Source organism: Shimia sp. R9_2, from assembly GCF_017743735.1.
GTDB lineage: Bacteria > Pseudomonadota > Alphaproteobacteria > Rhodobacterales > Rhodobacteraceae > Shimia.
This window is the reverse complement of record NZ_JAGHRO010000016.1, coordinates 17,698-30,911: the sequence shown is the minus strand read 5'-3', so window position 1 is coordinate 30,911 and position 13,214 is coordinate 17,698. Positions and strand designations below refer to the sequence as shown.

Genomic DNA, 13,214 nt, shown 5'->3' with positions numbered 1-13,214 from the left:
CTGAAGGGCGACAGATCTTAAAGCCAAAAAAGGCCCAAGATCAAAAGCGTCGCGGGATGGAGCAGCCCGGTAGCTCGTCAGGCTCATAACCTGAAGGTCGTAGGTTCAAATCCTACTCCCGCAACCAGCACCTCTTGCGAGGTAAGCGCATACACACAGCCCCGTTGCGGGGCTGTGTGCGTTTGAGAGCTAAGGTCTTGTTGCAAAGGTTGAAGTTTAGAAAGCTCCGCTGCGACGCGGCTGCTTTCTGACGAGGTGGCAACTGACAGGATACCTGCCAAGTCACCGATGAGATCGATGGTGAGATCGTCACCTCCCTCATCGGGGGTGAGGACCACTTTATCGATCATCGTTCTGAGGTGCTGTGACGCCTCTACGCGTCGCTCAGGGTTGTTGAGCGTTGTCATGAGGTTTGCGACTTCCTGCTTGTAGCGCGCGCTCATATTGGGGTGGAACATCACCTTTTGTTCAGGCTGCGCGGTCAGAAGCGTCTCAAGCTCTTTGAGGCGGTCATTGATGAAAACAGCGCGGTCTTTGAGCATTTCTGCTGGGACGCCATCACAGATCGACTGCACGATTTTATCTTTCTCACGTGTGAGCTTGACTTGCTCTTTGACGAAGGACGAACGTGCCGCATTTTGTTCGCGGCGCAGCTCGTTCATGCGTTTGGTATATTCCTGGCAGAAGATCTCCACGAGGCGTTCATCCATAAGATTGGCATTGAGCGCATGAAGCACTTTGGCTTCCAGATCTTCGCGTTTGATGGTCAGCTTATTTGAGCAAGTGCCTTTGTTCTTTGCTGTGGAACAAGACAGGTGGGTTCTGTTGTGCATGGCGTAGCCGCCACCACAACAGCCGCATTTGACCAGATGGGAAAGCAGGTAGCTCGGGCGGTTGCGCTGATGCAGTGGCTTGTCGGCCTTGTTATGGACGCCCTGCTGCGCTTTGACCTTGTCCCAGAGGTCTTGGTCAATGATGCGCAGGTCTGGCACCTCTGTGATAACCCATTGGTCTTCGGAGTTCATACGGGAGATGCGTTTGCCGGTCTCAGGATTTTTGATGTAGCGCAGTCGGTTCCAGATCTGACGCCCGATATAGAGTTCGTTGTTCAGGATGCCGGTGCCACGTTCCCGGTTGCCATAGATTGTGCTTGGCCCCCAAGCCCCGCCATTGGGGGCAGGCACATTCTCTGCATTGAGTTGTTTGGCGAGCGACGCTGGAGATTGACCAGTGACATAGGCTTTGAAGATGCGTTCGACGACTTTGGCCTGGGCTTCATTGATCTTGCGGCCCCCACGCTCGATTATGCCGTTTGAGCCGACTTCATGGGCCACGTCGTAGCCATAGACGATGCCACCTGCGCTCTTACCTTTGACGGCGCGGCCTTGCAGACCCCGGCGAGTTTTGTTGGCCAGCTCTTTGAGGAACATGGCGCCCATGGTTCCGCTGAACCCAATGTGCAGCTCATTTATGAACCCTTCCGATAGGGTGAATATCTGTTGGTCATTAAAGCGCAGTTGCTTGAAGACTCTTGCAGCGCCTTCTTGGTCACGACTTATACGGTCCAAGGCCTCTGACAGCACAATGTCGAATTGGCCTGTTGGAGCAGCGCTCAGTAGGGCTTGGATGCCTGGGCGGAATAGGTTCTCCCCAGAAAGGGCGTGGTCTGTGTAGCATTCGACCACATCCCAGCCTTCTTGGCTGGCGCGTTGTTGGCAGACGCGGATCTGGTCTTCGATGGATTTATCGGTTTGTAGGTCTGATGAGTATCGCGCGTAGATCGCAACGCGCTTGCGGTTTATGTCCTTCATGTAGGGCGTCCTTTCTGCGGGCAGCGCGAATTGTCTTGCGTTCCACAGTCAGGTTCTGCGGGTGCGAGTACAAATTCCTGGAAATCCGCTTCCGCTGCTGCCCGCGCGAGGAAGCGTACCAACTCCTCCAGTTGGCCTTTAGCCACTGGTTGGGTTGAGCTTACTTGAGTCTCGCTTGTGTCACGGCGCTCGGTCAACGGTTTTTTCCTTTCTACCCACAGGGCATTATTGCTTCCTCGTTCCACCCTTTGGAACGCAAAGCGCTCACCCTATGACAAACGATTGAGAAATCGCAAGAAATTTAACTCAATGATTACATACGCATGCGTGACACTAGTCCCGTTCTGCCTATAGTTCAGTGGTAAGGGCAGGATAGTCAGGGGTAGGAAAATGCATGAGTTCCATGAGCTGGATTGGGCCGCTGCAAGTTCTGTGGAGCGCAATGAGCCGACCCGGCAACTTTATGACCTGATGCGTGATCTCTGTGGGACTGACAGCGACAAGCTCAGGGAGCTCGTTATCGAAATAACCGGCGAAACCGTCAGCGATCATCCTGAGTGGTACAAGAACTTCTCCCGTGGGAACTACGCCTGGAAGAAGGCACATAAGATCCATGAGTGGCTTGCGAAGAACCACTTCCAAGCAGCGCAAAATAAGTATCCAGAACTGTTCCAAGTGCCAAGGACGTCAGATTGGGATGCGTTCTTGGAGCGGTACTTGCAAGAAGGCTCTATCGAGATTGTCAAACAGGCTTCTGATAGCAAGCCATCTTTGGGCGTCGTAACGCTCGCAGATGAAACACAATCCGAAGCACCTTATGTTCGGTTGGGGCAAAAGTTCTACTTCAAGATTGACGCGCCATTGGATGGATTTGTGGTGGCCTTCCAGGAAGATGAAGGCGCATGGCACTCTATACCGCTTGGCGATGACCAGCGCCGTTTGCGCGTGCCAGCCATTGCGGGATCATCTGTTTTACCCAGAAACGGCAAGTTAGAGCCTAAGTATCTGGTTGAGCACAAAGGCGCGGTGCCGAAGCGATTTGTCTTTGTGTACTCAGCGTCCGGGGATCTCATTCCGAGTATTGAAGGGATAACAAAAAAACAAGATGTGCTGAAGGCGGTCGCGACGGAGACCACGATTCAATTTGTGGTCTGACCTATTCTGCAGGCCACTCTATGCGGCGATGGTCTTTTGCTGGATCATTGATCTCGCGTCGGCTTTTTAGCAGCTCAGAAACAGCGTCGTTGATCGCAGCAATACCCAAATCGTTCTGGGTGAGCGTCGACGAAAAACCGAGGTGTTCCAAAGCATCATCGAATTCTTCAAAGCGGGCAGTGAAGAGTTCGTCAAACATATCCAAATCGATCTCGTGCCGTTCTAAGGCGGCTGGGACGAGTGCGTTGCGGATATAGAAGGCCCTTACGAGGGGATCAGGGTGATCACCCTTCATGTTGAGTTGTTCAGCAGCATCGCGAAGAAAGCGAAACAGACAGTAGAGCGCAACCGTCACCAATGAAATGCAGTGTTCTCGGGCGATCTTTGGTGGGCCAAATATATGACGCGTGACGCTGCCTATCTCTGAATTGAGGACTATGCGGATAAGTTCGTCGAGCTGCGCTCGCAATAGAGACGCTCCAACAAGGTCTGCGTCGATCTCCCAGATTTGTTTGAGCGGGTCTTCGGTGCCACCCGCAAGCTCTACAACATTAAGTTCGGCGATCTGACTGTCTTCTCCGAGATCGGTCAGTGCCTCCAAGTGACCGCAGAGGATATGTCCCAACTCATGATTGACTATGAAATCCAGGCACAGCTTGCTAAGGTAGGTTGCCGTAATGCGGCGGGCTTCGGGTAGGTCTTCGATAGTGCCGACCGCATCCGGCTCTTCCATCCAATCCATCACGTCGGATTGTCTCAAGAGTTGATTGAACAGATCGTCTAAACGATCTTTGAACGTGTCCGCGAGATGAATGGCGTAGCCGCCTGCGACGGCGCTAGCACTGGCGTTTAGCGCTGCCATGGGGGAGAAGCTGAGTGCTATGTCTGCCTCATCGTGGAGGTACGCAGTTTTGAGGGCTGCGATGGTCGCTTCAAAAGGCTGATGATCGGGTGAACGCTGAGACCGAGACATCCGCAAATCAAACCAACCTCAGCAGATCATATGCCACCTTCATAGTCATAGTCTCCATCTGTTGGTAGCAAAGCTAGCTGTCGCGTCACGGATGTAAAGCCAGCTAAAACCCAAATTGTTTGTTGGAGTTAGCCTAGTCAACCGTTTGCAATTTAGTCCCAGATTCGCGTTCCCCTACCGATTGGAGTGATCTGAATAGCCTGCGCCAAGATCGCAGCGAACGGCTTGGTTTTCCTTCGTTTAGACGACTTCTACCATTGAGGCTCCTCGGCAATTGATCATGACAGTTCAAAAATTCAATTTACAGCTCTCAACTTTTAGGGGTACATATCTAGGCGATATTGATCGAAGTCGAAGTCGCTTCTGGATTGTTTTGAAATTTAGAAAGAACCTTGAGTATGGGAACTGGCGATAAGTTCTCCGCTGGACCACAGGGTCTAGGGTACATGTACCAGCCAAGGTTGGCGCTACTCAAACTCATTGAGCAGCCTGAGCGTACTGGCGTCTTGATAGAAGGCCAAGATGACTTGGAGTTTGTAGGAGACGGTGATAATCGCTCGCTAGCGTCGCTTAAGCACAGATCTTCTGGGAGTACGCTGACAGACTTGAGTACTGACTTTTGGAAATCGGTTAGGATATGGCTAGATCGGTTTAAGACCTCAGGAAGGTCAGCTTGTCAGTTGCAGTTTTTCATGTTCACGACAGCGTCTGTTTCAGAGCAATCATTTTTGAGAGCGTTTTTATCAATCGCTTATGTGGCAACCAAACCGAAAACCGAAGAGTTCGCAGCGGCAATGAACGTTAGCACTTCCAAGGTTATTGGCGAAGTGAAAGAAGAATACCTAGAATTGCTTGAAGAGGAACGTGCGGACTTTCTCGACAGGATTACTATCTTCGATGCGAGCCCACGTATTACAGAAATCGCTGATCTCCTATCGGACCGTCTCTTGAGAACAGTTAGGCGCGAGTATCGATCGGCAGTCATGGAGCGTCTTGAGGGTTGGTGGAATGACATAACGATCCGCCAAATCTCCGGCGAAAAAACTGAGGCGATTTATGGAGCCGAGGTATCAGACAAACTGGCCGCAATCGCGGAAGAGTACCGATCTGACAATTTGCCAATCACATTCCGTAAAAAGAAGCCAGAAGGGATTAGCCCAGAGACCGACGATCGGATGTTCGTGCGGCAGTTGCGAAGCATTGGAACATCCACCGAACGTATTCAGTCCGCCATCATTGATTACTACCGCGCGTTCGAACAACGATCGAGCTGGGCGCGTGAGGACTTGCTGGTGCAGGATGAGATGGAAGATTACGAGGATCGCCTGGTCGAAGAATGGGGACGCTACAAGAGCTTGATTTTTGAGGCTCTGCGCGAAGATTCTCCAGAAGAAAAGTTGGTGGCCGCTGGCAAAGAGTTGTTCAAGTGGGTGGAGTTCGAGACGGGAAACCTACGAATTCGAGAACGTGTGGCAGAACCTTTTGTCGTTCGCGGAGCCTTTCACATTTTGGCGAACGCTCGACCTAAGCCGAAGGTACACTGGCACCCGAGATTCTTAGAAAGGATTGAGGGAATTTTGGAGACTACAAATTGAAGCCCTGGGATCAGCGCCCCTTTGAAATTAGAAATCTCTTTAACCCAGCGTTTTGTGGACTTCTGCTCGCCAGGGCGATTAATGAGCATGAGGAGACGTGTGGAAAAGGGATGCCGTATTCACTTTCGCTGCTCATTCTTCCGCTTTGCTTGCACAAAAACACGCGCCTGATCTTAGCCGCAGCGAATAAGAGCTACTTTCTCAAGGTTGTTGAAGAGCGCCCGCAATTATTGGTCGACTTTCCTGCTCGGGCGACGAACATGTTTCCGTTTTGCCAAGAGGGCCTGTCACTTCTCGCGAGCAAAGGTTGCTTGGATGTAAGCGAATTCGGCACACTTATGATAAGGCCAAGATCCGTTAGAAAGGCAGTTTCTGGAACAGAAGAGAACCGAGAGTGCCAGCGAGTTGCCAAGTATCTTGGGCGTCAGTTCGCACGTATTTCTGATCGGGCAACTATTTATGCTTCTTTGGGGGTGCGACCGTGAAAATTTCTTCAATCCATATCTTTAATAAGCTTGGCGTCAGGCGTGACGTAAAATTCAATGCAAACGGTCTTAACGTAATCACTGGGCGATCCTCGACCGGGAAATCCGCCTTGTCCGAGATAATCGAGTACTGCATGGGCCGCTCAACCTTCAATGTGCCCGACGGGGTAATTGAAGAGAACGTTTCGTGGTATGCAGTAATTTATCAATTTGAGGGTGAGCAAGTACTTGTCGCAAAGCCTGCTCCCAAAACAGGTGCAACTGAGTGCAGCACCGCTATGGTGAAGCGTGGAAAAAACTTACCATTTCCTCTGTTTGACGATCTGCAAGTCAATGACAACGACACTGGAGTTGAAGCTCTTTTGTCGCGATTGCTGGGCATCCCAGAGAACACGACTGATGTTTCAATGGAACATTCTCGTGTAAGCTTTGATGCAAACGTGAAGCACACACACTATTATCTGTTTCAAAAACAAGGGTTTGTCGCGAGCAAGGATCAGCTTCTCTATCGACAAAACGAGGACCACCAACCTCAATCGATCAGAGACACCTTCCCAATCCTGTTCGGTGCCGCATCAGTAGAAAAGTTCAAGTTGACCGCCGAACTACGCTCTCTTCAAAGGCAATCTCGTATTAACCAGAAGAGCCTAGACCAAGCTAAATTAGATGTAGAGCAATCGACGGATAAGAGCCTGAGCCTATTGTCCGAAGCTAGATCTGTGGGCGTTCTTGATGTTTCAGAAGTTGATGAACACTCGGTAATCGAAGTTTTGCAGCGTGCCTCAGAATGGCGACCAACACCTGTTCCTGAGGAAGATGGGAGCCGAATTGCGAGTCTAGAACAGGAGCTTGTGAATCTGCGCGAGGACCGCCGGAGTATCCGTAAGCAGATCGACAGTGCGAAGAAATTCGCGCTTCGGGCTTCTGATTTTGAGTTCGAAGCTGGTGAGCAAAGAGATCGGCTGGCCTCGATTGGCGCTCTACCCAGGAGAGAAGACGGAAGCTGGCAATGGCCCTTTGCGAGCAAAGACTTGGGGCTGGATACTCCGGTTGCACAAACATTGCTTAAAGAGCTGGAGTCCCTTGATGACGAAATGAAAGCCATTGAGACTGAGAAACCGCATCTGGAGGCCTTTGTGATCGAGAAGGAGGCCGAAGTTGACCGGTTGAGTCAGACGATTATAACCAAAGAAGAGGAGCTCGCGGCTGCAATTTCTGCAAACGAGCAGATTGCTGAGCTGGGAAGCCGAAATACTGCTGCGGCTCGAGTTGTTGGTCGCATCAGTCTGTTCTTAGAGAACTTCGTGACAGACGAAGAGTTGTATAAGCTCGAAGGAGTTCAGTCGCGTTTAAGGAACAGAATAGCGGCCCTAGAAAGGCAAATTGGACGCGACGATACCCAGGAAAGGTTGCTCTCTGTTATCAACGGGATTTCTTCGATGATTTCAGGGTATGTAACAGAACTAGGTGGTGAATTCGGCCACTTTCCAGCAAGGTTTGATTTACGCAACTTGACGATCGTGTTCGACCGGCCTGACCGATTAACGTATATGGAGCGTACCGGAGGAGGTGAAAACCACCTTGCCTACCATTTGGGCGCACTCCTTTCTCTTCATCGTTTTGCTTCGCAGGGCGATCATCCGATTCCTCGCTTCTTGATGATCGACCAGCCTTCTCAAGTTTATTTTCCGAGTGAAGAGATTTATGAGGCGCTGGGAGGCTCGATCGAAAAAACGGAGAGCGACGCGGATATGGAGACCGTGCGCAGGCTCTTCCGATTGCTTTATGACTACACTCAGGAGCACGTTCCCGGTTTTCAAATCATTGTAACCGAGCACGCGAACCTAAGAGATGATTGGTTTCAAAAGGCGTTGGTAGAAGACCCGTGGACCAAACCGCCTGCCTTAGTTCCTGAGGAGTGGATACAGCAATAAGTAAAGGTAGGTCGAAAGGTGCATGTTGAGCGCTTGGGCGCTCTCGTGCTCAGTTATTCACGACATCTAAGCTTTCGCTAACCCGATCTTGGAGCTCGCAAGAGCGCGCAAAACACTATCGGACGATCAACCTCACAGCTCGACTGGATTCCGGTAAGATGCCTATCGTGAACACACCCTCAGCGGACAAGCTGAATGACTTTGCTCTGATCCTCTATTTCCAAGCCTGGACACGTATGGCTGAAGTTTTTGAAGACTTTGACAGCTCATTTGAAGGCGGGAAAGAACAATGGCCTACTGAATGGCAAGAGTATCTTGACGTTTCTCAAAAAGACTTTGAAACCATAACCAATCTTGCCTCCCAGTCTGCAGAGCTAGCACTGAAGGCCAAGCTCTGCGCAACGAGTCCGTTTCTCTTGCTTCTCGGTCAGGAAGCCCGCTACTCGACATCCAGTGAGCAAGTCGACTTTACGGATCTGCGGACTGTCCATGCGGTCGATCTACCTGGAGCAATCAACACCTTTTGTGACACTCCGATTTCTGACAAGCTGATTGAGCAATTCGGCCACCTGCGGCGCCTCCGAAACAAAGCGATCCACCTGGGTGATGCTTATAGCTATTTTTCGACCGATTATCTGGTTGAAAGCCTTGTGACCCTTTTCAGCGAACTGTGGCCGGAGAGAAGCTGGCTCGGAGAGTGGGTTCGAAGCGTTTCAAGCGGGCGCCGCTCCTTTTTCCATGACGGACGCATCGCAAGCGCACATAGCGACGTTTTTGAGTACTTTCCAATTATTGTAAACCTTCTTGGAAAAGGTCAATTCAAGAGGCTCTTCGGGGAGGCTAAGTCAAAGCGGAGGTACTTCTGCTATGACTGTGTGGAAGAAGCACGAACAAAATGGTCGGACTGGACATATGATGGCAATGTAAAAACCGCCCACCTTATAGACAGCGCCACCCTAGGGTGTTGGATGTGTGAGAGAAATTTCCCTGTCCGGCGTGATGAATGTCCCCAAGACGAATGCCCAGGCAATGTACTGTCAGACGGCAACGAAGACTACGATACAGCTTGGTGCCACACTTGCGGTAGCTTCAGCGACGGAAGTTAAAGTTGTTTTTGAGGCCGCATGTCGGTCACTGACTACCAGGAAAGATCTCGCACCTGCAGCATTCTAGGGGCGAACTATGCACCCAGTTGCCAAGGACCGATCTGGTAACTGCTGCATTGCGGCTGCTTGTTTGTCGAAGATCCGGTTGGGGCAACCGCGCTGCGGTGTGGCCGGATATGACGAATGGTTGGTAAGGGCCAGTCACGTGGGTCCGCCATGCCCTACGACCCTGACTTTGCAAAGACCGCTTTCTGCGCATAGCTGACATTTGTATGGAACACGGCACAGGGTCTAAGGCTTGAATAGGTGTGATTGGCCGCCTATTCACCGCGCGTTGGGGAAACTTCGCAGCCGCAGAGAATTGCTGCCTTCCGGCCGTTTTACTCTTCTCAATGGATCTTAGTGTTGGTGCAAGATGTGTGTGGTAGTACCACACATCTTGGCAAAGGAGCCCGCTGCGCGCTCCCGTTGCATCCCTCCAGCTATGGCTGATGTCAGGTGTTGACCCTTTCCTCAGCCAGCAAACATATCGGTGTTTGATCCCTCGCAGGTGAGATTTCGTTCTCCCTGCACCCATCAACATCAAGGGCGTTCCTGCCCCTAAGAACCCTGATCAACCGTCCGCCGATTGAATGCCGCCAGCTTGTCGAAGCTGAATCCGACAAAACGATCTGCGCGTTTGACCCGCAATTGGGGAGATATGTCCTCTCCCCAATACCCCATGACAGACTAGGGCTGCCGCCCCCGCGCGGTTCAAAGGGTGGGTCCTCGCCATGCTCGGTTCGCTGCGCTGCACCTGCGCGTGGCTCTGGTCCTGCCTGCGGCACCTTTGATCCTTGCACCCCCGCTCCTCGGCGGAAGCCAGACGGTTGCATATGCAACCCGTCAGAGACGAGAGGAGATAGACACATGCCGCAGCTACACGCACAACCATATGACCTAGACGCAAACGGTTTTTATTTTGAAAGCACTGAAGACTACGCCAACAAGGCGAAGATGAACCGCAAGGCCTTTGGTGAGGTGGTCGAAGAGTACGAAATCCAGTTCATCGATGGTGAAGACATTGACCTTGCATTAGCCAAAGCATGGGGCGTCAATCAGGCGAGTATTGGGGGTTACTTCAAAGCATGCGACGAGTGGGAAGACTACCAGAAGAAAATCTTCATCATCGCTGTTGGTGAGGCAGGGCACAGCTTTGATCCTGAGGACGTCTATCCAGAAGAATTTGGTGTGGATCTGTATCACCTAGATAACATGAAAGAGCTGGCAGAACAGATGGTCGAAGAAGGTCTATTTGGCGACATTCCCGAACAACTGGAACGCTACATTGATTTAGACGCTATCGCCTGCGACCTTTCTCATGACTACACAGAAACCGAGATCGCAGGCGAAATGTTGATTTACCGAGCTGACTAGCTTCCTTTGAAGTGCGGCAAGTTTAGCGGACAGGGTGGAAAAAAGGCTCAACACATCCTCTGAGAGCCAATAGCAACACCAAAAAACCTACTAGGTGAAATGCCCAACCGTCCCCAAGCAACCAATGGCAGATGAAAAGACCGACCAATAACCCAATACTACTACCTAAAACGTAGATGGTTGCGTCTTGCATGGTCATGCGTTGCCCCCCGCATGGTTGTTTCGGTGAGTTTTAAGATAGATCATTGAAACCTCGTTTGAGTGATGCCCGCTCAAAAGGGGTCCCTTTGAAAGCGGCTGTGAGAATGGTTTTGGCAGTTCAGAATCCATCAAAATATCTTTGGAAAACAGCGATGACGGACTCCGATGGGGCTGATGTGCTATGCTTAACAAAAGGCAACCGAAACTGCGGAAGGCCAACCCCAAGACCATCACGATGAAGAGGAAAATCGAGAGGGAAATCAGGCTCGCTTTAGTATGAAGGCCGCGTTTGTTGTTGTCTGCACATCCTTCACGCGCCCCGCATCCGGCGCAAACCGTGGCAGCCGGCTTGAGCCCAATTTTACAAAATGGACAAACATGCATTTTTGACCTCCTGTGCGTTCAGGTTCTTCAGAGCATGGAAGTGTGTTGCCTCAATCGGCGAAATCGCGAAATATAGAGAAATCTCTATATTGCATTGGTGCTTAAGGTTTGCATTTGTTGAATTTTGTCGATGAGCTGGGGTCGTCGTCTAACGCCTTTGAGGCTGGGCAGCAGTTCACTAAATTTGCCCAAGCGCAGGGCGCGTCGGTTGTGCATATGTTTATGCAGACCGTACCAGGTGGCTTTCGTGCGACAACTCTCCCTTCCGCCCTATTGGACCATGAACATGCACAGGCGGGGCTCGAAGGCTCCAAGGTGATCGCGCAAGTTAAAGCAGGTGTTTCGCGTGTGTTTTGGGGCGTTGACCTGGATAAAGATGCTTCGAACCTGCCTGAGGTGGATCGGGAAATCAGTCGATTTCGCCATGACGCTTGCAGGCAGAGAAGCTCTGTGACTTTCCCGATGCCCGATGGAGGGGGTCGGTACAGCGGGGCTGGCGTCGGCATTGGGTTTGAAGACCGTGGTGACGCCTTCCTAAAGAACATGGACGAGATCTGTGGAAGCTTGGCAGTAGCCTCTTTCGCAGCACACAGTCGCATTCAGTTGTTGCTCTCAAGAGAGGTCAAAGACTCGCCTCTTTCCAAGCGGCAAACCGAAGTGTTGCAGTTGCTTGCAACTGGGTATCAGCTTGGGGCGATTGCTGATCGCCTCAGCATTTCCGACTCCACCGTAAACCTGCATCTTTCTCAGCTGAAAAAGAAACTTGGGACACGGACCAAAGAGCAAGCGCTAGCTATTGCTCTGACGCATGGATGGATATCAATTTGACCATGTCCCGATTGAACTATGAGTTGATGGATTTTGTCGAAGGTGTGGGGGGTGCCAAGACTGCGCGTCAGGCTGGCGACCGCTTTTTGCATTTTGCACAGGATGCAGGTGCAATCGTCACGCATGTGTTTCTTGGTGCGGAAGAGAGCAGTTTTCGAGCAACAACGCTTCCTGATTGGGTCGTCAAAGCTGAAGGTACTAAAGACGTGGCTCGGCACTCGCACGTGCCGCAAGCCGTCCGCGCAGGAGTGCCGATGTTCTTTTGGGGTGCCGACATTGACCGAAGTAATCCTAAAGCCACACCAGAAGGAAAGCATATTGGCCTGGAACGCTTGCGTCTGTTTGGTCAACGCAACGCGGTTTCGTTTGCTTTACCAAACAAGCACGGAGCATTTTGCGGAGCTGGCGCAGGCTTAGGTTTTGAAGAAGATGAACGCTTGTTTCGAGTTCGAATGGACGAAATCAGCGGTGTTTTGTCGGTTGCCACATATACGGCTCATTGTCGGATGCAACAACTCATCGTTCAGGAGCATATCGCGTCACCTCTTTCCAAACGCCAAGGGGAGATATTGCAACTCCTCGCTGCGGGATACCAGCTTGGTGGCATTGCGGATAAGCTGAGCATCTCGGACTCAACGGTGAACTTGCATCTTTCACAGCTCAAAAAAAAGCTGAGGGTGCGAACCAAAGAGCAAGCTTTGGCGAAGGCACTGACCAACAATTGGATCGAGGTCTAATCTGTATCTTGCTTCTCCGCGCTTTTGTCTTCTTTCCCCTTTGCCCGCGCACGTGTCATGGACGCATGATACAGACGCAATTCATCACGCATCGATAGTCCGAACGAGGGATGGGGGAGCGTTTCTCCATCCTCAATGCCCAACTCTGCGAGTTGTCTGTCATTGAGCTCTTTGAGCATGGGGAGATCCAAATCTTCCGGCATCTTGTTTTTCTTGAGCCAGTTGTAGAGCGCATCATACAGCGGGCGATCTAGATTGAGCAGGTGATTGCGAGCGAGGCCTTTCCCCAACCATTTTTTATAGACGCGTGCGATAAACTCAGGTGGTTTCTCGCGTTTGTTCTCGCGGCGGCGATAGGTTTCCGGCGCCAGAGCGGGGATTGGAACGTAGTTTGGATTGGGCGGTCTGGCTTCAAGTCGCAAGAGGTGGATGAGCTTCATTTCAACCGCAAAATAGGCAAATAGATCAGCACGTTCAGATGCGTTTAAGTTGTCGGGGATCTGTTTAGATAAGGTCTTTGCGATATTAAGTATTCTTGAATTGTCCATATTGGTATATATTATTAACCAATTTTTAGAAAATTAATATT

Annotated in this window: 11 protein-coding genes, 1 tRNA gene and 1 pseudogene; 10 read left to right on the top strand and 3 right to left on the bottom strand. The window is 51.1% G+C overall.

What is annotated here, in order from left to right; translation table 11 throughout:
* The first annotated feature begins 50 nt into the window (after positions 1-50).
* Together J7400_RS20925 and J7400_RS21460 are read left to right on the top strand one after the other, a co-directional pair.
* Positions 51-127: transfer RNA gene (locus tag J7400_RS20925), tRNA-Met, on the top strand.
* A gap of 322 nt (positions 128-449) precedes the next feature.
* On the top strand, positions 450-779 hold the full coding sequence (locus J7400_RS21460; protein ID WP_348540220.1) for a hypothetical protein: 330 nt from the start codon (positions 450-452) through the stop codon (positions 777-779).
* Here J7400_RS21460 and J7400_RS21455 read toward each other — a convergent pair.
* Positions 780-1,811: pseudogene (locus tag J7400_RS21455) on the bottom strand (recombinase family protein); the annotation flags it as partial.
* Between the two features lie 390 nt (positions 1,812-2,201).
* Between J7400_RS21455 and J7400_RS20915 the strand changes: the two are divergent.
* Complete coding sequence (locus J7400_RS20915; RefSeq protein WP_209066109.1) at positions 2,202-2,966, top strand: hypothetical protein; 765 nt, start codon at positions 2,202-2,204, stop codon at positions 2,964-2,966.
* 1 nt (position 2,967) lies between these two features.
* Here the strand turns inward: J7400_RS20915 and J7400_RS20910 are convergent, their stop codons facing one another.
* Positions 2,968-3,939 carry a hypothetical protein gene (locus J7400_RS20910; protein ID WP_209066108.1) on the bottom strand — a complete coding sequence of 324 codons (972 nt, stop codon included), beginning with the start codon at positions 3,937-3,939 and terminating at the stop codon, positions 2,968-2,970.
* 692 nt (positions 3,940-4,631) lie between these two features.
* On the opposite strand from J7400_RS20910, the gene J7400_RS20905 reads away from it, so the two are divergent.
* From J7400_RS20905 to J7400_RS20875, 7 genes are all read left to right on the top strand, one after another.
* Positions 4,632-5,534, top strand: coding sequence for an ABC-three component system protein (locus J7400_RS20905; RefSeq protein WP_209066106.1), 903 nt, complete (start codon positions 4,632-4,634; stop codon positions 5,532-5,534).
* Positions 5,531-6,019 carry a three component ABC system middle component gene (locus J7400_RS20900; RefSeq protein ID WP_209066104.1) on the top strand — a complete coding sequence of 163 codons (489 nt, stop codon included), beginning with the start codon at positions 5,531-5,533 and terminating at the stop codon, positions 6,017-6,019. Before J7400_RS20905 ends, J7400_RS20900 begins: the two co-directional genes overlap by 4 nt.
* On the top strand, positions 6,016-7,953 hold the full coding sequence (locus J7400_RS21450) for a DUF3732 domain-containing protein (protein ID WP_209066102.1): 1,938 nt from the start codon (positions 6,016-6,018) through the stop codon (positions 7,951-7,953). Before J7400_RS20900 ends, J7400_RS21450 begins: the two co-directional genes overlap by 4 nt.
* A gap of 158 nt (positions 7,954-8,111) precedes the next feature.
* Positions 8,112-9,059, top strand: coding sequence for a hypothetical protein (locus J7400_RS20890; protein WP_209066100.1), 948 nt, complete (start codon positions 8,112-8,114; stop codon positions 9,057-9,059).
* Positions 9,060-9,968: 909 nt separating this feature from the next.
* Positions 9,969-10,475: an antirestriction protein ArdA gene (locus J7400_RS20885; RefSeq protein WP_209066098.1), complete on the top strand. Its 507-nt coding sequence runs from the start codon at positions 9,969-9,971 to the stop codon at positions 10,473-10,475.
* A 693-nt stretch (positions 10,476-11,168) separates the two neighbouring features.
* Positions 11,169-11,888 (top strand): helix-turn-helix transcriptional regulator, encoded by a 720-nt coding sequence (locus J7400_RS20880; RefSeq protein ID WP_209066097.1) that lies wholly within the window; start codon positions 11,169-11,171, stop codon positions 11,886-11,888.
* Complete coding sequence (locus tag J7400_RS20875; RefSeq protein ID WP_209066096.1) at positions 11,873-12,625, top strand: LuxR C-terminal-related transcriptional regulator; 753 nt, start codon at positions 11,873-11,875, stop codon at positions 12,623-12,625. The genes J7400_RS20880 and J7400_RS20875 overlap by 16 nt, the downstream gene beginning before the upstream one ends.
* Here the strand turns inward: J7400_RS20875 and J7400_RS20870 are convergent.
* Positions 12,622-13,173, bottom strand: coding sequence for a hypothetical protein (locus tag J7400_RS20870; RefSeq protein WP_209066095.1), 552 nt, complete (start codon positions 13,171-13,173; stop codon positions 12,622-12,624). The genes J7400_RS20875 and J7400_RS20870 overlap by 4 nt on opposite strands.
* Positions 13,174-13,214 lie beyond the last annotated feature (41 nt).

What these genes read in the sequence shown, in the direction of transcription:
- J7400_RS20915 (WP_209066109.1), top strand. Translation starts at nt 2,202, where the DNA reads ATGCATGAGTTCCATGAGCTGGATTGGGCCGCTGCAAGTTCTGTGGAG.
- J7400_RS20910 (WP_209066108.1), bottom strand. Translation starts at nt 3,939, where the DNA reads ATGTCTCGGTCTCAGCGTTCACCCGATCATCAGCCTTTTGAAGCGACC.
- J7400_RS20905 (WP_209066106.1), top strand. Translation starts at nt 4,632, where the DNA reads ATGTTCACGACAGCGTCTGTTTCAGAGCAATCATTTTTGAGAGCGTTT.
- J7400_RS20890 (WP_209066100.1), top strand. Translation starts at nt 8,112, where the DNA reads ATGCCTATCGTGAACACACCCTCAGCGGACAAGCTGAATGACTTTGCT.
- J7400_RS20885 (WP_209066098.1), top strand. Translation starts at nt 9,969, where the DNA reads ATGCCGCAGCTACACGCACAACCATATGACCTAGACGCAAACGGTTTT.
- J7400_RS20875 (WP_209066096.1), top strand. Translation starts at nt 11,873, where the DNA reads ATGGATATCAATTTGACCATGTCCCGATTGAACTATGAGTTGATGGAT.
- J7400_RS20870 (WP_209066095.1), bottom strand. Translation starts at nt 13,173, where the DNA reads ATGGACAATTCAAGAATACTTAATATCGCAAAGACCTTATCTAAACAG.